Here is a 19,959-nt window from a genome sequence, read left to right as displayed (position 1 = left end):
CCGGCGCAAAGAGGGTGTTGCCTGGTTCAGTCGCAGACCCGGGCGATGGCCCCGGCCAAGGCATCGAGTCGGGTGGCGTCGAGGCCGGCGACGTTGGCGCGGCCGGAGCCGACCATGTAGATGCTGAACTCGTCCCGCAGGCGTGCCACCTGGGTCGGCGTCAGGCCGGTGTAGGAGAACATGCCGCGCTGCACGCCGATGTGGGCGAAGCGCTCGGCCAGGCCGTAGGGGCGCAGGGCATCGAGCAGGCCCAGGCGCAACTCGGCGATGCGGCGGCGCATGGCTTCCACTTCGCGCTGCCAGAGCGCCTTGAGTTCTTCGTCACCGAGAATCTCCGCAACCACCGCCGCACCGTGGGACGGTGGGGTGGACCATAGGCTGCGGGCCAGAAAGGCCAGTTGGCTGCGCACGTCGGCGAGCTGTTCGGCGTTGCCTGCGCAGACGATCAGCGCGCCGGTCCGCTCGCGGTAGAGGCCGAAGTTTTTCGAACAGGAGCTGGTGATCAGTAATTCCGGCAACGCCTCGGCGAACAGGCGCACGGCGTAGGCGTCCTGCTCCAGGCCATCGCCGAAGCCCTGGTAGGCGAAGTCGATCAGGGGCAGCAACTGGCGCTCGCGCACGATCTGCAGGACCCGCTGCCAGTCGTCATGGGACAGGTCGAAGCCGGTGGGGTTGTGGCAACAGGCGTGCAGCAGCACCACATCGCCCTGGGGAATGCGCTCCAGCGCGGCGAGCATGGCGGCCACGTCGAGGCGGTTGTCCGCGCCGACGTAGGGATAATGGTGGACCTTGAGGCCGGCGGCATCGAACAGCGTTTCGTGGATCGGCCAGGTCGGGTTGCTCAGCCAGATGCCGCGACCGGGCAGGCAGTGGGCGATGAAGTCCGCCGCCAGACGCAACGCCCCGGTGCCGCCAGGGGTCTGGCTGGCGCCCGCGCGCTGCTGGCCGAGCAACGGCGAATCGCTCCCCAGCACCAGCTCGCAGAGCAGGTTGCCGAACACCGGCGCGCCGTGCCCGCCGACATAGCTCTTGGTGGTTTCGCTGGCGGCCAGGCGTTGCTCGGCGAGCTTGACCGCCTCGGGGATGGGCGTCAGGCCCTGGGCATCCTTGTAGACACCGACGCCGAGGTCGAGCTTGGCCGGGTTGGGGTCGGCGCGGAAGGCTTCCAGCAACCCGAGAATCGGGTCGCCGGGCACACGCTGGACCTTGTCGAAATGACTCATTTGCGCCCCTCGGCGGTGTGCGCAACCTCGTCGGTGCGTGCTGCCATGATGAAGTCGTTGCGGTGCAGGCCCTTGATCGAGTGGCTCCACCAAGTAACGGTGACCTTGCCCCATTCGGTGAGCAGACCGGGGTGGTGGCCTTCGGCTTCGGCGATCTCGCCGACCGCGTTGGTAAAGGCCAGGGCGTGCTTGAAGTTCTTGAACAGATAGACTTTTTCCAACTCCATGTGGCCGTCCCGAGTCTCGATATTCCAGTCGGGAATCTGCTTGATCAGCTCGGCCAGTTCATCGTTGCTCACCTTGGGCGCGTCGGCGCGGCAGGCTTCGCAGTGGGCTTGGGAGAGTGCGGACATGATCGGTTCCTTGGTTCATTGATGGAAAATTTGGGGGTAGGCGCAACCCGGCGTGGCAGGTTGGCTTTCACCGGAAACGCAGTGCCCCATGTTGGGCTTCGCTTCGCTCAACGCCAACCCACGTCACGCGCAGGTTGGCAGAGGCCGTGTGGGAAGCGTATGGGCTCAGGCCGCTTTCGGTGGGAATTTCGGTGCGTGAAGGCCCAACTGCATGGCCTTGTGCACCATGCCCATGATGTCTTCGTGGGCCAGCTCGAACAGGCGCTTGAGGTCCGGCAGTACGAAGTAGAGCGGCTGCAGGATGTCGATGCGATAGGGCGTGCGCATTGCCTCCATGGGATCGAAGGCCTGGTGCTCCGGCTCGTTGGACAGGCTGTAGAGGGTTTCCTTCGGCGAGGAGAGGATGCCGCCGCCATAGATGCGCCGGCCGACCGGGGTGTCCACCAGGCCGAATTCGATGGTCATCCAGTACAGGCGGGCGAGGAAGACGCGTTCTTCCTTGCTCGCGGCCAGGCCGAGCTTGCCGTAGGTGTGGGTGAATTCGGCGAACCAGGGGTTGGTGAGCAGCGGGCAGTGGCCGAAGATTTCATGAAAGATATCCGGCTCCTGCAGGTAATCCAGCTCTTCCGGCGTGCGGATGAAGGTGGCTACCGGGAATTGCTGGCTGGCGAGCAACTCGAAGAACGTCTGGAACGGAATCAGCGCCGGCACCCGCGCCACGCGCCAGCCGGTCGCGGCTTCGAGCACGCGGTTGATCTCGCCGAGTTGCGGAATGCGATCATGGGGCAGGCCGAGCTGCTCGATGCCGTCCAGGTATTCCTGACAGGCGCGGCCATCGATCACCTTCAACTGGCGGGTGATCAGCGTATTCCAGACTTCATGTTCGGCTTCCGGGTACTGGATGAAGCCTTGTTCGTCTGGCTGACGGGCCACGTATTGCGTTGCTTTCATTGTCGCCTCCTGCCGCGGAGCCTTGTTGTTGTATGGCTCTAGCGATAGCGCAGAAGGCCGCCTGGCGCAGCCCCTGGCTCGGCGCTGGCGGCGGGAACGGGTCGGGAAATCCGTAAAGAATGCATTACGTTTTTCGGCCAGTGGCGAAGTTCGGCCTTGCTGGTGCGACGAACTGTCACATATTCTTGACGATGAATGCGGCCCCGAGAGCGATTCTTCGGCCCGCCTGACCTCGATTTCGCCACTGACAGAGCCGCTCCATGCGCATCAAAGTCCACTGCCAGAACCGCGTCGGCATCCTGCGCGACATCCTCAACCTGCTGGTCGACTACGGCATCAATGTGGCCAAGGGCGAGGTGGGCGGCGAGCAGGGCAACGCCATCTACATGCTCTGCCCGAACCTGATCAACCTGCAATTCCAGGCCCTGCGGCCGAAGCTGGAAGCCGTTCCGGGAGTGTTCGGCGTCAAGCGCGTGGGGCTGATGCCCAGCGAACGGCGGCATCTGGAACTGAACGCGCTGCTCGGCGCGCTGGACTTCCCGGTGCTGTCCATCGACATGGCCGGCAGCATCGTCGCCGCCAACCGCAGCGCCGCGCAATTGCTCGGTGTGCGGGTGGACGAAGTGCCGGGCATTCCGCTGTCGCGCTACGTCGAGGACTTCGACCTGCCGGAGCTGGTGCGGGCGAACAAGGCGCGCATCAACGGCCTGCGCATCAAGGTGAAGGGCGATGTGTTCCTTGCCGACATCGCGCCGCTGCAATCCGAGCACGACGAGAGCGAGGCCCTGGCCGGCGCGGTATTGACCCTGCACCGGGCGGACCGGGTCGGCGAGCGCATTTACCATGTGCGCAAGCAGGAGCTGCGTGGCTTCGACAGTATTTTCCAGAGCTCCAAGGTGATGGCCGCAGTGGTGCGCGAGGCCCGGCGCATGGCGCCTCTGGATGCGCCGCTGTTGATCGAGGGTGAGACCGGCACCGGCAAGGAGCTGCTGGCGCGTGCCTGCCACCTGGCCAGCCCGCGCGGGCAGTCGCCGTTCATGGCGCTCAACTGCGCGGGGCTGCCGGAATCCATGGCCGAGACCGAGCTGTTCGGCTACGGCCCCGGTGCTTTCGAGGGCGCGCGCCCCGAGGGCAAGCTCGGCCTGCTGGAGCTGACCGCCGGCGGCACGCTGTTTCTCGATGGGGTGGGGGAGATGAGCCCGCGCCTGCAGGCCAAGTTGTTGCGCTTCCTGCAGGACGGTTGCTTTCGCCGGGTCGGCAGCGACGAGGAGGTGTATCTCGACGTGCGGGTGATCTGCGCGACCCAGGTGGACCTCTCCGAGCTATGCGCCAAGGGCGAGTTCCGCCAGGACCTCTATCACCGGCTCAACGTGCTCAGCCTGCACATCCCGCCGCTGCGCGAATGCCTGGACGGGTTGCCGCCGCTGGTGGATCACTTTCTCGACCAGGCCAGCCGGCAGATCGGCTGCAGCCTGCCGAAGCTGGCACCGCAGGCGCTGGAGCGGCTCGGCCACTATCACTGGCCGGGCAATGTGCGGCAGCTGGAAAATGTATTGTTCCAGGCGGTATCCCTGTGCGAGGGCGGCACTGTCAAGCCCGAGCACATCCGCCTGCCGGACTACGGCGCGCCCCAGCCGCTGGGCGAGTTCTCCCTGGAGGGCGGGCTGGACAACATCCTCGGTCGCTTCGAGAAGGCGGTGCTGGAACGGCTCTATCAGGAGCACCCGAGCAGCCGCCAACTGGGCAAGCGGCTGGGCGTGTCCCATACCACCATTGCCAACAAGCTGCGGCAGTATGGGATGGGCAAGGAGTAGAGGTGGTTCTCTCGGTGGCTTCGGCGTTGCCTGCTTCTAGATACCGGCCTTCGCCGGTATGACGGGCCGGGCAACGGTAGATAGCCAGTTGCCTGATGCGTCTTGCTGAGTTGCCAGGCAGTGCCGCCGATGGTTTCCACGCGTGGAAACCCCTCAGGGGACGCTCCGCGTCCCACAGGCGCGGAGCGTCCGGCGTTGCATTCCCACGCGGAGCGTGGGACCGATCTACTTCCCCGATATGTGGGCGCGAAAGGGAGCGGCTTCGCTACCGCCTGCTCCCTGGATACCGGCCTGCGCCGATATGACGGGCTTGAGGCTCCGGGGTAGATAAGGCAGCGAGAGTCGCCTGGTCGTCTCTGTAGGCTGCCGGATAGGGTTCGACGCGTCGTCTCGGGCGCGTTTCCCATCGGCCCGTCACCCTGGCGAAGGCCGGGGTCCAGGCGGGTTGGATGGCGATGGCGAGGTCGCTCGCCGTAAAAACCTGCCTGCCGCAGCACCATCCTAGGTGTGAGTCATGGCCTACGACCTTGGTGCAATGGCTCGCCATCCAACCGTTGCGGTTCAATGCAGGTGTCCGATGCCTGCAAGGTTCTTGGGCGTGAGCGTTTATCCATTCCTCCCGGAATGTTTGGGCGGGCGACCTCCGAGGTCGCCCTTTTTTATGCCTGCGAGAACGCCTGGCCTCACTTCGGGAAGGCGCGCTCGACCTTGGTCTTAGGCCGGTAAGACCATGGTCGAATGGTTCCGCGGCGGGGCGAGACCTACAAATATCCACATAGAAAAAACAACTACTACCGTCGAGGTTTCCGATGAGTGCTGCTTCCCTGTATCCCGTGCGTCCCGAAGTCGTTGCCAACACGCTGACCGACGAGGCCACCTACAAGGCCATGTACCAGCAGTCGGTGATCAACCCCGATGGATTCTGGCGCGAGCAGGCCAAGCGCCTCGACTGGATCAAGCCGTTCACCAAGGTAAAGCAGACTTCGTTCGACGATCACCACGTGGACATCAAGTGGTTTGCCGACGGCACCCTTAACGTCTCCTACAACTGCCTGGATCGACACCTGGAAGAGCGCGGGGACCAGGTGGCGATCATCTGGGAGGGCGACGACCCTTCCGAGCACCAGCACATTACCTACCGCGAGCTGCACGAGCAGGTCTGCAAGTTCGCCAACGCGCTGCGTGGCCAGGATGTGCACCGCGGCGATGTGGTGACCATCTACATGCCGATGATCCCGGAGGCGGTGGTGGCCATGCTGGCCTGCGCACGCATCGGGGCGATTCACTCGGTGGTATTCGGTGGCTTCTCCCCCGAGGCGCTCGCCGGTCGCATCATCGATTGCCAGTCCAAGGTGGTGATCACTGCCGACGAAGGCGTGCGTGGCGGCAAGGGCATCCCGCTGAAGGAGAACGTCGACGAGGCGCTGACCAATCCGGAAACCGCCAGCGTGCAGAAGATCATCGTCTGCAAGCGCACCGGGGCGACCATCAAGTGGCACGGGCACCGCGACATCTGGTACGAGGACCTGATGAAAGTCGCCGGCAGCGTCTGCGCGCCGAAGGAGATGGGTGCCGAGGAACCGCTGTTCATCCTCTACACCTCCGGCTCCACCGGCAAGCCCAAGGGCGTGCTGCATACCAGCGGCGGCTACCTGCTGTACGCCTCGCTGACTCACGAGCGGGTGTTCGACTATCGCCCTGGCGAAGTGTTCTGGTGCACCGCCGACATCGGCTGGGTCACCGGCCACAGCTACAACGTCTATGGTCCGCTAGCCAACGGCGCGACCATCGTGCTGTTCGAGGGCGTGCCGAACTACCCGGACGTCACCCGCGTGGCGAAGATCATCGATAAGCACAAGGTCAACATCCTCTACACCGCGCCAACCGCCATCCGCGCCATGATGGCCCAGGGCAAGGCCGCGGTGGAGGGCGCCGACGGCTCCAGCCTGCGCCTGCTGGGCTCGGTGGGCGAGCCGATCAACCCGGAGGCCTGGCAGTGGTACTACGAAACCGTCGGCCAGAGCCGTTGCCCGATCGTCGACACCTGGTGGCAGACCGAGACCGGCGCCACCCTGATGAGCCCGCTGCCGGGCGCCCATGGCCTGAAGCCGGGCTCGGCCGCGCGGCCGTTCTTCGGCGTGCAGCCGGCGCTGGTGGACAACCTGGGCAACATCCTGGAAGGCGCCACCGAGGGCAACCTGGTCATCGTTGACTCCTGGCCGGGGCAGGCGCGCACCCTGTTTGGCGATCACGACCGCTTCGTCGATACCTATTTCAAGACGTTCAAGGGCATGTACTTCACCGGCGACGGCGCGCGCCGTGACGAGGACGGTTACTACTGGATCACCGGGCGCGTCGACGACGTGCTCAACGTGTCCGGGCATCGCATGGGTACCGCTGAGGTGGAGAGCGCGGTGGTCGCTCACCCGAAGGTCGCCGAGGCGGCGGTGGTTGGCGTACCCCATGACCTCAAGGGGCAGGGCATCTACGTCTACGTCACTCTTAATTCCGGCGAAGAGCCATCCGAGGCGCTGCGTCTGGAGCTGAAACAGTGGGTCCGCAAGGAAATCGGTCCGATCGCCACGCCGGATGTGATCCAGTGGGCGCCGGGCCTGCCGAAGACCCGCTCGGGCAAGATCATGCGTCGCATCCTGCGCAAGATCGCCGTCGCCGAATACGACGCCCTCGGCGATATCTCCACGCTGGCTGATCCCGGCGTGGTGCAACACCTTATCGACACCCACCGGAGCATGCAGGCCGCCTGCGCCTGACCGCTCCACCCGAGCGCCCCGCCCAGGCCACAAGCCTGGGTGGGGCGTTTCGCTTCTAACAGAGATGCGCCGAATAGGGCCCTCCATGCCGCGTCACGCCGGCGGTATCCAGAAACAGAAGCGCCTGATCTCCGGCAAGCCTCTGAACACCCGCCTGCGGGGGAGGGTGGTCTACCGAGGGGGCTCACGAACGACTTCGTCGTGCCGGCGCAAGCCGGTGCCCCGAGACAGGCAGCCACCGTAGCTGGCTGCAAGCCTCTCGGCGCAGCCTATGCCCGAGTGAACTGAAGACCCGGCATTGCAGCGATATCTCTTTGCTTTCAGGATTTTTATCCGTTTATCGGATTGCCCGAGAGGTGTCACCGGTCGGTAACAGTGGGGGCAGGAACGGGGCGCGCGGAAACAAATTGTCCCCTTGGAGTGGCCCTTGAGAGAAATATTCTTCTCACGTAAGCCGCATGAAATCGAGGTCTTGATATATCGGGCCCGCTTATTGCTACAACTCCAGGTTACCCTTCTCTATGTGCTGAGCACTTTTCGTGGTGCCTGTCAATGTCGACCATTGGCCCGTCCGAGGCTTTTGTAATTTGTTGTCGCATTGAAGAAATATCGGCTTTTGACCCCTCGCTAGAATGCCGAGCACCCGGCCGGAGCCCCAAACTGCGCGAATCGTGCAGCAAACTGGGCGGCTCTTCCTACAATTCAAGCGCGGCCCGGGCGTTTACCACTCTGCCAATCGATGCCAACCATTCGAGGGAGTCACAACATGAAGAAGATCGTACTTCTCGGCGCCATGGCGCTTTCCGTGCTGTCGCCGCTGGCCATGGCAGACAAGCCTCTGCGCATTGGGATCGAAGCGGCCTACCCGCCCTTCGCCTACAAGACCCCGGAAGGCAACATCACCGGTTTCGACTACGACATCGGCAACGCCCTCTGTGAGGAAATGAAGGTCGAGTGCAAGTGGATCGAGCAGGAGTTCGACGGCCTGATCCCGGCGCTGAAGGTACGCAAGTTCGACGCGGTGCTGTCCTCCATGTCCATCACCGAGGACCGTCTGAAGTCGGTGGACTTCACCAGCAAGTACTATCACACCCCCGCCAAGCTGGCGATGAAGGCCGGCACCGAGATCAAGGACCCGCTGGTCGACCTGAAAGGCAAGAAGGTCGGTGTGCAGCGCGCGTCCATCTACGATCGCTACGCCACCGACAAATTCGCCCCGGCCGGTATCGAAGTCGTGCGCTACGGCTCGCAGAACGAGGTGTTCCTCGACCTCGTTGCCGGTCGCCTGGACGCTACCCTGGCCGACGTGGTGAACATCGACGAAGGCTTCATCAAGACCGACGCCGGCAAAGGCTTCGCACTGGTGGGGCCGGACTTCACCGAAGAGAAGTACTTCGGCAAGGGCGCCGGCATCGCCGTTCGCAAGGGCGACAAGGAACTGGCCGACAAGATCAGCGCCGCCATCGCCGCCATTCGCGCCAACGGCAAGTACAAGGAAGTGCAGGACAAGTACTTCGACTTCAACGTCTACGGCGAGTAATCGCCTTCCCTGAAAGTCTCACAACCGAGGTTCGCACCGGGACGCGATCCGCTGGTACAGGGCGTGCCACGGCTCTCGGTCGGGTCGAGTCCTTTTTTTGCGGATTCGACGCGCTACGGGCAATTGCTGGTCAATTGCCCGGCTACCCTGATGTTGTGCCGCTTTTTCGTTGTAGCGGACGCCGCAGTGGTGTCCTGCATGAGGAATCAAGATCATGCTGCAAGGCTACGGGGCAACCATCCTCCATGGTGCCTGGCTCACTCTGTTGCTGGCGCTGGCCTCCATGGGCGTGGCTGTCACGCTCGGCCTGATCGGCGCCTCCTTCCGTTTGTCGCCGATCAAGTGGTTGGCGTGGCTCGGCGATGCCTATGCCACGGTCATTCGCGGAATTCCGGATCTGGTGCTGATCATGCTGATCTTCTACGGCGGCCAGGACATGGTGAACCGCATCGCACCGCTTCTCGGCTACGAGGACTACATCGACCTGAACCCGTTTGCGGCGGGCGTCGGTACCCTGGGTTTCATCTACGGTGCCTACCTGTCGGAAACCTTCCGCGGTGCCTTCATGGCGATTCCCAAGGGGCAGGGTGAGGCTGGTGTGGCCTATGGCATGAATGGAGTGCAGGTGTTCTTCCGCCTCCTGGTGCCGCAGATGATCCGTTTCGCCATTCCCGGTATCACCAATAACTGGCTGGTGCTGGTCAAGGCCACGGCCCTGGTGTCGCTGGTCGGCCTGCAGGACATGATGGCCAAGGCCAAGAGCGCTGGCGACGCCACCCATGAGCCGTTCACCTACATCCTGGCGGCGGCGGCGATCTACCTGTTGTTCACGAGTATTTCCCTGCTTGCCTTGCGGTTCCTGGAAAAACGCTACTCGGTAGGCGTTAAGGCGGCCGAATTATGATCTTCGACTACACCGTAATCTGGTCCAATCTGCCGCTTTACTTCAGCGGCGTGCTGACCACCCTCGAGCTCCTGGCGATGTCCCTTGCCGTCGGTCTGGCCGCCGCGGTACCGCTGGGGCTGATGCGGGTATCGCGCAAGCCCTGGGTAAATTTCCCGGCCTGGCTCTATACCTACGTCATCCGTGGTACGCCCATGCTGGTGCAGCTGTACCTGATCTACTTCGGTCTGGCCCAGTTCGACGTGATCAAGAGCAGCGCGCTTTGGCCCTACCTATCCGATGCGACCTTCTGTGCGGTGCTGGCGTTCGCCATCAATACCAGCGCCTACTCCGCGGAGATTCTTGCCGGCAGCCTTAAGGCCACGCCCCATGGCGAGCTCGAGGCGGCCAAGGCGGTGGGCATGTCGCGCGGCAAGCTGTATCGGCGGATCCTGTTGCCCTCGGCCCTGCGCCGCGCGCTGCCGCAGTACAGCAACGAGGTGATCATGATGCTGCATGCCACCAGCCTGGCATCGGTGGTGACCTTGGTGGATATCCTGGGTGCGGCCAAGACCGTCAACTCGCAGTTCTACATGCCGTTCGAGGCCTACATCACGGCCGGCGTGTTCTATCTGTGCCTGACCTTCATCCTGGTGCGCCTGTTCAAGCTGGCCGAGCGCCGCTGGCTGGGCTACCTCGCCCCGCGGAAGGCCTGAGCATGCAGCGCATCGACCATGAGCTGCCCTGGGGCTGTCCCGGTACGGAGCGCCGCCTGACGGTGTTCCGTTTTGGCAGCGGGCCCTGCAAGGCCTATATCCAGGCATCCCTGCATGCCGACGAGCTGCCGGGCATGCGCGTGGCGGTGGAGTTGAAGCGCCGCCTGCGCGAGCTGGAGGCCGAAGGGCGCTTGACCGGCGTGATCGAACTCGCGCCGGTGGCCAACCCGATCGGGCTGGGGCAGATGTTCCAGGCGACCCAGCAGGGCCGGTTCGAGTTCGGTAGCGGCAGGAATTTCAATCGCGACTTTCCCGATCTGGCCGAGTTGGTCGCGCCGTTGGTGGAAGCCACCGTCGGTGCAGACGGCCCCGCCAACGTGCGGTTGATCCGCCAGGCGATGTCGCAGGTGTTGGAAGCGCTGCCGCCGGCCGGCTCGGAGCTGCTCGGTTTACAGTGCCTGCTGCTCAAGCACGCCTGCGACGCCGACGTGGTGCTCGATCTGCACTGCGACTTCGATGCGGTGGTGCACTTCTATCCGATCCCCCAGCAGTGGTCGCAGTGGAAATCCCTTGCGGCGCGGCTGAAGGCCGGCGCGGTGCTGCTAAGCGAGGACTCCGGCGGCAGCTCCTTCGATGAAGCCTGTTCGATGCCTTGGGTGCGATTGTCGCGGCGCTTTCCGGATGCAGCCATTCCGCTGGCTTGCCTGTCGGCGACCATCGAGCTCGGCGGCATGGCCGATACCGAGAAGGAAACTGCGGAGCGGAGTGCCGAAGCCATTCTTGCCTTCCTTGCCGAGCAGGGCCTGATCGCCGGCGACTGGCCTGAGGCGCCGGAAGAATGTTGCGAGGCGACGCCCTTCGAGGGCGCCGAGTACGCCTATCCGCCCCATGCGGGCGTGGTGAGTTTCCTTCAGCCAGTGGGGGCGCAGGTCAAGAAGGGTGATCCCCTGTTCGAGGTGATCGATCCTCTGGATGATCGCCACAGCATTGTCCGCGCCCATACCGATGGCGTGCTCTACGTGCGCGAGCGTCTGCGTTTCGCTCAGCCCGGCCTGTGGCTGGCCAAGGTGGCCGGCCGCACCCCTATCCGTCAGGGACGCTTGCTCAGCGACTGATTAACCGTATCGAGACCGAAACCATGTACAAACTGGAAGTCCAAGACCTGCATAAGCGCTATGGCAGCCACGAGGTGCTCAAGGGCGTGTCCCTGGCGGCCAAGGCGGGCGACGTGATCAGCATTATCGGCTCGAGCGGTTCCGGCAAGAGCACCTTCCTGCGTTGCATCAACCTGCTGGAGCAGCCCCATGGCGGCAAGATCCTGCTCAATGGTGAGGAGCTGAAGCTGGTGGCGAACAAGGACGGTGGCCTCAAGGCGGCCGATCCCAAGCAGTTGCAGCGCATGCGCTCGCGGCTGTCGATGGTGTTCCAGCACTTCAACCTCTGGTCGCATATGACCGCGCTGGAAAACGTGATGGAGGCGCCGGTGCACGTGCTCGGCATGCCCAAGCAGGAGGCGCGGGAGAAGGCCGAGCACTACCTGTCCAAGGTTGGCGTGGCCCACCGCAAGGATGCCTATCCGGGGCATATGTCCGGCGGCGAGCAGCAGCGCGTGGCCATCGCCCGGGCCCTGGCGATGGAGCCGGAGGTGATGCTGTTCGACGAGCCGACGTCGGCGCTCGACCCGGAGCTGGTCGGCGAGGTGCTCAAGGTGATGCAGGACCTGGCCACCGAGGGGCGTACCATGGTGGTGGTCACCCACGAAATGGGTTTTGCTCGCGAAGTGTCCAACCAGTTGATCTTTCTGCATAAAGGCCTGGTCGAAGAGAGCGGCGATCCGCGCGAAGTGTTGGTCAATCCGCAATCCGAGCGTCTCAAGCAGTTCCTGTCGGGTAGCCTGAAGTAAAGTCGCTGCCGCGCCTGGCGCATGTGTAACCGGAGCCTAAACTGCCTGTCATGACTGCCCATAAGATTGGTTTTCTCCTGTGGTCCAGCGCTAAGCCGATGACGCTTGCGCTGGCCGAGGAAGCATTGCGGGTCGCCCAGCGGGTTCATCCGGACGTCACTTACGAGTTGCTCTTTCTGCAGGCGGAACCGATGGTCGAGGAGGGCGCCTGGCGCCTGCCGGGCGAGCCCTGGGCGGGCCGTCTCGAGGGCTGCCAGAAGCTCTTCCTGCTCGCCGACGAGCCGCCGGCGCAGATGGCGCCAGCGCTTTCCGCCGCGCTACGGCAGGCGGTGCGGGCTGGTTGCGTGATCGGCGGGTTGTCCGCCGGGGTCTATCCGCTGGCCCAGCTCGGCCTGCTCGACGGCTATCGTGCTGCCGTGCACTGGCGCTGGCAGGACGATTTCGCCGAGCGGTTCCCCAAGGTCATCGCCACCAGCCATCTGTTCGATTGGGATCGTGATCGCCTGACCGCCTGCGGTGGCCTGGCAGTGCTCGACCTGCTGCTTGCCGTGCTGGCCCGCGATCACGGCGCCGAGCTGGCTGGGGCGGTGAGCGAAGAGTTGGTGGTCGAGCGCATTCGCGAGGGCGGCGAGCGGCAGCGCATTCCGCTGCAGAATCGCCTCGGTTCCAGTCATCCCAAGCTGACCCAGGCCGTGCTGCTGATGGAGGCGAATATCGAGGAGCCGCTGACCACCGACGAGATCGCCCAGCACGTCTGCGTCTCCCGTCGTCAGCTGGAGCGCATCTTCAAGCAGTACCTCAACCGCGTGCCCAGCCAGTACTACCTGGAGCTGCGACTGAACAAGGCGCGCCAGTTGCTGATGCAGACCAGCAAGTCGATCATCCAGATCGGCCTGTCCTGCGGCTTTTCCTCCGGGCCGCATTTCTCCAGTGCCTACCGCAATTTCTTCGGCGCCACGCCGCGGGAAGACCGCAACCAGCGTCGCAGCAGCAGTCCTTTCGAGTTGACTTCCTCGGGCACCGAGCGGGGCTGAATCATACGCTGATATCCGGATATTTATCCGGATAATGAAGGCTTATGGCGCAGCTTCCTCCCGCTCAATCCGATCGCTGGGGGCATTCTCCGTGTTCTTGCCCTGTGTTGCAGGGGGTCTCTGGTGGCTCCCCTGGGTGGCGTCCTGTGCTGATGGCTCAAGGCTAGCTGCCGTATTTTCGGCGTGCTTGCGGTGGCCGAGAAAATTTCCCCGCCGTCGCTCTCCGGTGGCGAACAGCGTTTAAACTGCGCCTTCCCGACGCTTTCTGTCGCATTTACGTAAGCCTCGGGATTTATCGGGTTTGAGCTATAAGAAGTTGTCGCATAGCGGCAATGCCCGCCCCCAATCAGCCCCTACAATCCTCTCATCGCAAGCCGTTCTAGGCAGGAGAACCCCGATGTCTGTTGAACATGCGCCGGTAGCACGTGCCGACTTCGACCAGGTAATGGTCCCCAACTATGCCCCCGCCGGTTTCATTCCGGTCCGCGGTCAGGGCTCCCGCGTCTGGGATCAGAGCGGTCGCGAGCTGATCGATTTCGCCGGCGGCATCGCGGTGAACGTGCTCGGCCATTGCCATCCGGTGCTGGTCAAGGCGCTGGCCGACCAGGCCAACACCCTCTGGCACATCTCCAACGTGTTCACCAACGAGCCGGCGCTGCGCTTGGCCAAGAAGCTGGTGGATGCCACCTTCGCCGAGCGTGCCTTCTTCTGTAACTCCGGTGCCGAGGCCAACGAAGCCGCCTTCAAGCTGGCCCGTCGCTACGCCAACGATGTGCATGGCGCCGACAAGTTCGAAATCATCGCCGCGACCAATAGCTTCCATGGACGCACCCTGTTCACCGTCAACGTCGGTGGTCAGCCCAAGTATTCCGACGGCTTCGGGCCCAAGATCGAGGGTATCAGCCATGTGCCCTACAACGATCTCGAAGCGCTCAAGGCCGCCATCTCCGACAAGACCTGCGCCGTGGTGCTCGAGCCCGTACAGGGCGAGGGCGGCGTGCTGCCGGCCGACAAGGCCTACCTAGAGGGCGTGCGTGCGCTCTGCGACCAGCACAAGGCGCTGCTGATCTTCGACGAAGTGCAGACCGGCATGGGCCGCAGCGGCGAGCTGTTCGCCTACATGCACTACGGCATCACCCCGGACATCCTCTCCAGCGCCAAGAGCCTGGGCGGCGGCTTCCCGATCGGCGCCATGTTGACCACCGAGGCCATCGCCAAACACCTGGTGGTCGGCACCCACGGCACTACCTACGGCGGCAACCCGCTGGCCTGTGCGGTGGGCGAGGCGGTGATCGATACGATCAACACCCGCGAGGTGCTCGATGGCGTGAAGGCCAAGCACGACCGCTTCAAGACCCGTCTTGAGCAGCTCGGCCAGCAATACGGCCTGTTCACCCAGGTGCGCGGCCTCGGTCTGCTGCTCGGTTGTGTGCTCAACGAGGCCTGGAAGGGCAAGGCCAAGACTGTGCTCGATGCCGCTGCGGCCGAGGGGCTGATGGTGCTGCAGGCCAGCCCGGACGTGGTGCGCTTCGCCCCCAGTCTGGTGGTCGAGGACGCCGACATCGAAGAGGGCCTGGCTCGCTTCGAGCGCGCCCTGGCCAAGCTGACCCAGGCATGAGCCCGGGCCGGATATCCGGCCTACGCTGAATGAGCTTCCCGCGGCACAAGGCAGTGCCGCGGTTCACCCAAGGAAGGCCGTCTCTTGTGTGTGCTGTGGTTTTCCACGGCTTTCTCTGAGTTGCTCGCCCGAGTGGCTCGGAGCTTTTATTGAAAGGAGTGACACCATGCTGGTGATGCGCCCTGCGCAAATGGCTGATCTGGCCGACGTTCAGCGTCTGGCTGCGGATAGCCCGGTCGGTGTCACTTCGCTGCCCGACGATGCCGACCGCCTGCGCGACAAGATCGCTGCCTCGGAAGCATCGTTCGCGGCGGAAGTCAGCTTCAACGGCGAGGAGAGCTACTTCTTCGTGCTCGAGGACAGCGACAGCGGTCGCCTGGTCGGCTGTTCCGGCATCGTCGCGTCGGCCGGCTATTCCGAGCCGTTCTACAGCTTTCGCAACGAAACCTTCGTGCATGCCGCCCGAGAGCTGAAGATCCACAACAAGATCCATGTGCTGTCGCTCTGCCACGACCTCACCGGCAACAGCCTGCTGACCAGCTTCTACGTAGAACCGGCGCTGGTCGATACCGCCGCCGCCGAGCTGAATTCCCGCGGTCGCCTGCTGTTCCTCGCCAACCACCCGGAGCGTTTCGCCGATGCGGTGGTGGTGGAGATCGTCGGCCAGAGCGACGACCAGGGCGATTCGCCATTCTGGGATGCGGTCGGGCGTAACTTCTTCGATATGAACTACGCCGAGGCCGAGCGCCTGTGCGGGTTGAAGAGCCGCACCTTTCTCGCCGAGCTGATGCCTCACTACCCGATCTACGTGCCGCTGCTGCCGGATGCCGCCCAGGAAGCCATGGGCCAGGTGCACGCACGGGCACAGGTCACCTTCGACATCCTCATGCGCGAAGGCTTCGAGACCGACCACTACATCGACATCTTCGACGGTGGCCCGACGCTGCACGCGCGCACCTCCGGCATTCGCTCCATTGCCCAGAGCCGCGTCGCGCCGGTGCGCGTCGGCGAGCCGGGCAAGGGTGGGCGCTCCTATCTGGTGGCCAATGGTCAGCTGCAGGACTACCGGGCCGTCGTTACCGAGCTGGACTGGGTACCCGGCAAGCCGGTGACCCTCTCGGCGGAAGCCGCCGAAGCCCTGGGTGTCGGCGAGGGCGCCAGCGTCCGGTTGGTAGCGGTTTAACAAGCCCGAAGCTGGCCGCCTGGTGCGGTCTTCAGCTTCCAGCGCATAGCTTGAACGGAGTGACTATGATCGTTCGTCCCGTACGCAGCGCCGATCTACCGGCCCTGATCGACCTGGCCCGCAGCACCGGCGCCGGCCTGACCACCTTGCCGGCCAACGAGGAGCGCCTGGCGCACCGGGTCGGCTGGGCCGAGAAAGCCTTTCGCGGCGAGGCCGCGCGGGCCGATGCCGACTACCTGTTCGTGCTCGAGGACGACGACGGCAAGGTCATCGGTATCTCCGCCATCGCCAGCGCCGTCGGCCTGCGCGAGCCCTGGTACAACTACCGTGTCGGCCTGACCGTCAGTGCCTCCCAGGAGCTGAACATCCATCGGCAGATTCCCACGCTGTTCCTGGCCAACGACCTGACCGGCAACTCCGAGCTGTGCTCGCTGTTCCTGCACGCCGATCATCGCAGCGGGCTCAATGGTCGCCTGCTGTCGAAGGCGCGCTTCCTGTTCATCGCCGAGTTCCGCGAACTGTTCGGCGACAAGGTGATCGCCGAGATGCGCGGCATGTCCGATGCCGAAGGCCGCTCGCCGTTCTGGGAAAGCCTCGGCCGGCACTTCTTCAAGATGGAATTCAGCCAGGCCGACTACCTCACCGGCGTCGGCAACAAGGCCTTCATCGCCGAGCTGATGCCCAAGTTCCCGCTCTACACCTGCTTCCTCTCCGAAGAAGCGCGCGGGGTCATTGGCCGCGTGCATCCGGATACCGAGCCGGCCCTGGCCATGCTCAAGGCCGAGGGCTTCAGCTTCCAGGGTTACGTCGACATCTTCGACGCCGGCCCGGCCATCGAATGCGAAACCGGAAAGATTCGCGCGGTGCATGACAGCCAGCCCCTGGTGCTGGCCATCGGCACCCCCGGCGACGACGCGCCGCGTTTCCTGATCCACAACCGCAAGCGCGAAGACTGCCGCATTACCGCCGCCGCCGCGCGCATGGCTGCCGGAACCCTGGTGGTCGACCCGCTTACCGCCAAGCGCCTGCAATTGAATGCCGGCGACCAGGTACGCGCCGTGCCGCTGTCGGCCAAGCCGCTGGCCAGCTGAGGAGAACCGAGATGACTACCCATTACATCGCCGGCCAATGGCAGGCCGGGCAGGGCGATGCCCTGGAATCGCTCAACCCTGTCAGCCAGGCGGTGATCTGGCGTGGCGCTGGCGCCAGCGCGGCGCAGGTCGATAACGCCGTGCAGGCCGCCCGTGCTGCCTTTCCGGTCTGGGCCAGACGTTCCCTGGACGAGCGCATTGCCGTACTGGAGCAGTTCGCCGCCGCCCTCAAGGCCCAAGCCGACGAACTGGCCCATGCGATTGGCGAAGAGACCGGCAAGCCGCTGTGGGAAGCCGCCACCGAAGTCACCAGCATGGCCAACAAGGTCGCCATCTCGATCCAGAGCTACCGCGAGCGCACCGGCGAGAAGAGCGGCCCGCTGGCCGACGCCACTGCGGTACTGCGCCACAAGCCTCATGGCGTGGTCGCCGTCTTCGGCCCCTACAATTTCCCCGGTCATCTGCCCAACGGCCATATCGTGCCGGCGCTGCTGGCCGGCAATACCGTGGTGTTCAAGCCCAGCGAGCTGACCCCCAAGGTCGCCGAGTTGACGCTCAAGTGCTGGATCGAAACCGGCCTGCCGGCCGGTGTGCTCAACCTGGTGCAGGGTGCCCGTGAAACCGGTATCGCCCTGGCTGGTAATCCGGGCATCGACGGGCTGTTCTTCACCGGTTCCAGCCGCACCGGCAACCTGCTGCACCAGCAGTTCGCCGGCCGCCCGGACAAGATCCTCGCCCTGGAAATGGGCGGCAACAACCCGCTGATCGTAGACCAGGTCGCCGACGTGGGTGCCGCCGTCTACACCATCGTCCAGTCGGCGTTCATTTCCGCCGGCCAGCGTTGCACCTGCGCCCGCCGTCTGCTGGTGCCGCAAGGCGCCTGGGGCGATGCGCTGCTGGCACGCCTGGTACAGGTTGCCGGCCAGCTCAAGGTCGGTCGTTTCGATGAACAGCCGGCGCCGTTCATGGGCTCGGTGGTCTCCTTGCAGGCTGCCAAACAGTTGCTGGAGGCTCAGGCCGCGCTGCTCGCCAACGGTGCGACTGCCTTGCTGGAAATGACCCAGCCGGAGCCGAACGCCGCGCTGCTCACCCCCGGCATCCTCGACGTCAGCGCCGTCGCCGAGCGCCCGGACGAAGAATTCTTCGGCCCGCTGCTACAGGTGATCCGCTACGCCGATTTCGACGCGGCCATCGCCGAAGCCAACAACACCGCCTACGGCCTGGCCGCTGGCCTGCTGTCGGATTCCCGCGAGCGCTACCAGCAGTTCTGGATCGAGAGCCGCGCCGGCATCGTCAACTGGAACAAGCAGCTCACCGGTGCCGCCAGCACCGCGCCGTTCGGCGGTATCGGCGCCTCTGGCAACCACCGCGCCAGCGCCTACTACGCCGCCGATTACTGCGCGTATCCGGTCGCCTCGCTGGAAACCGACGCCCTCAGCCTGCCTGCAACCCTGTCGCCTGGAGTCAGCTTATGAACGCCTTTGAAGTGAATTTCGACGGTCTGGTCGGGCCGACCCACAACTACGGTGGGCTGTCCTACGGCAACGTGGCTTCGCAGAGCAATAGCCAGGCGGTTTCCAGCCCGAAAGACGCCGCCAAGCAGGGCCTGGCGAAGATGAAGGCGCTGATGGAGATGGGCTTCAAGCAGGGCGTGCTGGCCCCGCAGGAGCGTCCGGACGTCAACGCGCTGCGTGGCCTGGGCTTCACTGGCAGCGATGCCGAGGTAATTCAGAAGGCCGCCAGGGACGCCATGCCGCTGCTGGTCGCCTGCAGTTCGGCGTCGAGCATGTGGACCGCCAACGCCTGCACCGTCAGCCCCAGTGCCGATACGGCGGACGGGCGGGTGCATTTCACCGCTGCCAACCTCAACTGCAAGTTCCACCGCAGCATTGAACATCCGACTACCAGCCGTGTGCTCGGCGCCATGTTCGCCAACCCGCAGCACTTCGCCCACCACGCCGCATTGCCGGCGGTGAGCCAGTTCGGCGACGAGGGCGCGGCCAATCACACGCGCTTCTGCAAGGGCTACGGCGATGCCGGCGTCGAATTCTTCGTTTTCGGTCGCAGCGCCTTCGACAATCGCTTTCCCGCGCCGCAGCGCTACCCGGCACGGCAGACCCTGGAGGCCTGCCAGGCAGTGGCCCGCCTGCATGGCCTGAGCGAGGAGGGCGTGGTCTACGCCCAGCAGAACCCGGCGGTGATCGACCAGGGCGTGTTCCATAACGACGTGATCGCGGTCGGCAACGGCGAAGTGCTGTTCCATCACGAGGATGCTTTCCTCAATACCGATCAGGTGCTGGCCGAACTGCATGACAAGCTCGGCCGGCGCGGCGGCCGCTTCCAGGCGGTCTGCGTTCCGCGCGAGGCGGTCAGTGTCGAGGATGCGGTGCGTTCCTACCTGTTCAACAGCCAGCTGTTGACCCGCGCCGATGGCAGCATGCTGCTGATCGTGCCCGAGGAATGCCGCAACAACGAGAGTGTCTGGCACTACCTGCAGCGCCTGACCGCCGAAGACGGCCCGGTGCGTGAGGTGAAGGTGTTCGACCTCAAGCAGAGCATGCAGAACGGCGGTGGCCCGGCGTGCCTGCGCTTGCGCGTGGCGCTCAACGAAACCGAGCTGAACGCAGTGAATCCGGGGGTGATCATGACCCCGTCGCTGTACGACACGCTGATTGCCTGGGTCGACAAGCACTACCGCGACCGCCTGGTGGAAGCCGACCTGGCCGATCCGCAGATGCTGGTGGAATGCAGAACGGCATTGGATGAACTGACGCAGATCCTTAAACTGGGCTCCGTCTATCCTTTCCAGATCAACTGAGCTTCAAGCTCCAGGCGGCAAGTACCCTTTTGCCGCCCAGGCTTGCAGCTTCTGGCCTATA

Annotated in this window: 16 protein-coding genes; 13 read left to right on the top strand and 3 right to left on the bottom strand. The window is 64.4% G+C overall.

Translation table 11 applies throughout. The features are described from left to right. Positions 1-26: 26 nt before the first annotated feature. The 3 genes from ACWKV7_RS02130 to phhA all read right to left on the bottom strand — a co-directional run bounded on the left by ACWKV7_RS02130 (position 27) and on the right by phhA (position 2,668). Positions 27-1,223: an amino acid aminotransferase gene (locus ACWKV7_RS02130; RefSeq protein WP_483855977.1), complete on the bottom strand. Its 1,197-nt coding sequence runs from the start codon at positions 1,221-1,223 to the stop codon at positions 27-29. Next, positions 1,220-1,576 (bottom strand): 4a-hydroxytetrahydrobiopterin dehydratase, encoded by a 357-nt coding sequence (locus ACWKV7_RS02125; protein WP_483855976.1) that lies wholly within the window; start codon positions 1,574-1,576, stop codon positions 1,220-1,222. The genes ACWKV7_RS02130 and ACWKV7_RS02125 overlap by 4 nt, the downstream gene beginning before the upstream one ends. Positions 1,577-1,741: 165 nt before the next feature. Beyond that, positions 1,742-2,668: a phenylalanine 4-monooxygenase gene (gene phhA, locus ACWKV7_RS02120; protein WP_483856275.1), complete on the bottom strand. Its 927-nt coding sequence runs from the start codon at positions 2,666-2,668 to the stop codon at positions 1,742-1,744. A gap of 119 nt (positions 2,669-2,787) precedes the next feature. Between phhA and ACWKV7_RS02115 the strand changes: the two genes are divergently transcribed. From ACWKV7_RS02115 to astB, 13 genes are all read left to right on the top strand, one after another. Next, entirely contained in the window at positions 2,788-4,341 is a 1,554-nt protein-coding gene (locus tag ACWKV7_RS02115) for a sigma-54-dependent transcriptional regulator (RefSeq protein WP_483855975.1), read from the top strand. Positions 4,342-5,150: 809 nt separating this feature from the next. Further along, positions 5,151-7,112: an acetate--CoA ligase gene (gene acs / locus ACWKV7_RS02110; protein ID WP_483855974.1), complete on the top strand. Its 1,962-nt coding sequence runs from the start codon at positions 5,151-5,153 to the stop codon at positions 7,110-7,112. 766 nt (positions 7,113-7,878) lie between these two features. Next, positions 7,879-8,652: an ABC transporter substrate-binding protein gene (locus ACWKV7_RS02105; protein ID WP_483855973.1), complete on the top strand. Its 774-nt coding sequence runs from the start codon at positions 7,879-7,881 to the stop codon at positions 8,650-8,652. Between the two features lie 214 nt (positions 8,653-8,866). After that, on the top strand, positions 8,867-9,556 hold the full coding sequence (locus ACWKV7_RS02100) for an ABC transporter permease (protein WP_483855972.1): 690 nt from the start codon (positions 8,867-8,869) through the stop codon (positions 9,554-9,556). Then, positions 9,553-10,251, top strand: a complete 699-nt coding sequence (locus ACWKV7_RS02095; protein ID WP_483855971.1) for an ABC transporter permease — start codon at positions 9,553-9,555, stop codon at positions 10,249-10,251. Before ACWKV7_RS02100 ends, ACWKV7_RS02095 begins: the two co-directional genes overlap by 4 nt. A gap of 2 nt (positions 10,252-10,253) precedes the next feature. Next, complete coding sequence (locus ACWKV7_RS02090; protein ID WP_483855970.1) at positions 10,254-11,366, top strand: succinylglutamate desuccinylase/aspartoacylase family protein; 1,113 nt, start codon at positions 10,254-10,256, stop codon at positions 11,364-11,366. A gap of 23 nt (positions 11,367-11,389) precedes the next feature. Continuing rightward, on the top strand, positions 11,390-12,154 hold the full coding sequence (locus tag ACWKV7_RS02085) for an ABC transporter ATP-binding protein (RefSeq protein WP_483855969.1): 765 nt from the start codon (positions 11,390-11,392) through the stop codon (positions 12,152-12,154). A 50-nt stretch (positions 12,155-12,204) separates the two neighbouring features. Then, a complete protein-coding gene (locus ACWKV7_RS02080; RefSeq protein WP_483855968.1) occupies positions 12,205-13,188 on the top strand; it encodes a GlxA family transcriptional regulator in 984 nt (327 codons plus the stop codon). Positions 13,189-13,585: 397 nt separating this feature from the next. Next, positions 13,586-14,806, top strand: coding sequence for an aspartate aminotransferase family protein (locus ACWKV7_RS02075; RefSeq protein ID WP_483855967.1), 1,221 nt, complete (start codon positions 13,586-13,588; stop codon positions 14,804-14,806). A gap of 166 nt (positions 14,807-14,972) precedes the next feature. Next, a complete protein-coding gene (gene aruF, locus ACWKV7_RS02070) occupies positions 14,973-15,989 on the top strand; it encodes an arginine/ornithine succinyltransferase subunit alpha (protein WP_483855966.1) in 1,017 nt (338 codons plus the stop codon). Positions 15,990-16,054: 65 nt separating this feature from the next. Further along, on the top strand, positions 16,055-17,080 hold the full coding sequence (gene astA, locus ACWKV7_RS02065; RefSeq protein WP_483855965.1) for an arginine N-succinyltransferase: 1,026 nt from the start codon (positions 16,055-16,057) through the stop codon (positions 17,078-17,080). An 11-nt stretch (positions 17,081-17,091) separates the two neighbouring features. After that, positions 17,092-18,555 (top strand): succinylglutamate-semialdehyde dehydrogenase, encoded by a 1,464-nt coding sequence (astD, locus tag ACWKV7_RS02060; protein WP_483855964.1) that lies wholly within the window; start codon positions 17,092-17,094, stop codon positions 18,553-18,555. Continuing rightward, complete coding sequence (gene astB / locus ACWKV7_RS02055) at positions 18,552-19,898, top strand: N-succinylarginine dihydrolase (RefSeq protein WP_483855963.1); 1,347 nt, start codon at positions 18,552-18,554, stop codon at positions 19,896-19,898. Before astD ends, astB begins: the two co-directional genes overlap by 4 nt. The last annotated feature ends 61 nt before the right edge of the window (positions 19,899-19,959 follow it).

The sequence above is a fragment of the Zestomonas ipomoeae genome (assembly GCF_057128665.1).
The sequence above is the reverse complement of the archived record's forward strand: the minus strand, read 5'-3'. Positions and strand labels throughout refer to the sequence as shown.

Coding starts and splice junctions, on each gene's coding strand:
- ACWKV7_RS02130 (WP_483855977.1), bottom strand. CDS start 1,223: ATGAGTCATTTCGACAAGGTCCAGCGTGTGCCCGGCGACCCGATTCTC.
- ACWKV7_RS02125 (WP_483855976.1), bottom strand. CDS start 1,576: ATGTCCGCACTCTCCCAAGCCCACTGCGAAGCCTGCCGCGCCGACGCG.
- ACWKV7_RS02115 (WP_483855975.1), top strand. CDS start 2,788: ATGCGCATCAAAGTCCACTGCCAGAACCGCGTCGGCATCCTGCGCGAC.
- acs (WP_483855974.1), top strand. CDS start 5,151: ATGAGTGCTGCTTCCCTGTATCCCGTGCGTCCCGAAGTCGTTGCCAAC.
- ACWKV7_RS02105 (WP_483855973.1), top strand. CDS start 7,879: ATGAAGAAGATCGTACTTCTCGGCGCCATGGCGCTTTCCGTGCTGTCG.
- ACWKV7_RS02100 (WP_483855972.1), top strand. CDS start 8,867: ATGCTGCAAGGCTACGGGGCAACCATCCTCCATGGTGCCTGGCTCACT.
- ACWKV7_RS02095 (WP_483855971.1), top strand. CDS start 9,553: ATGATCTTCGACTACACCGTAATCTGGTCCAATCTGCCGCTTTACTTC.
- ACWKV7_RS02090 (WP_483855970.1), top strand. CDS start 10,254: ATGCAGCGCATCGACCATGAGCTGCCCTGGGGCTGTCCCGGTACGGAG.
- ACWKV7_RS02085 (WP_483855969.1), top strand. CDS start 11,390: ATGTACAAACTGGAAGTCCAAGACCTGCATAAGCGCTATGGCAGCCAC.
- ACWKV7_RS02080 (WP_483855968.1), top strand. CDS start 12,205: ATGACTGCCCATAAGATTGGTTTTCTCCTGTGGTCCAGCGCTAAGCCG.
- ACWKV7_RS02075 (WP_483855967.1), top strand. CDS start 13,586: ATGTCTGTTGAACATGCGCCGGTAGCACGTGCCGACTTCGACCAGGTA.
- aruF (WP_483855966.1), top strand. CDS start 14,973: ATGCTGGTGATGCGCCCTGCGCAAATGGCTGATCTGGCCGACGTTCAG.
- astA (WP_483855965.1), top strand. CDS start 16,055: ATGATCGTTCGTCCCGTACGCAGCGCCGATCTACCGGCCCTGATCGAC.
- astD (WP_483855964.1), top strand. CDS start 17,092: ATGACTACCCATTACATCGCCGGCCAATGGCAGGCCGGGCAGGGCGAT.
- astB (WP_483855963.1), top strand. CDS start 18,552: ATGAACGCCTTTGAAGTGAATTTCGACGGTCTGGTCGGGCCGACCCAC.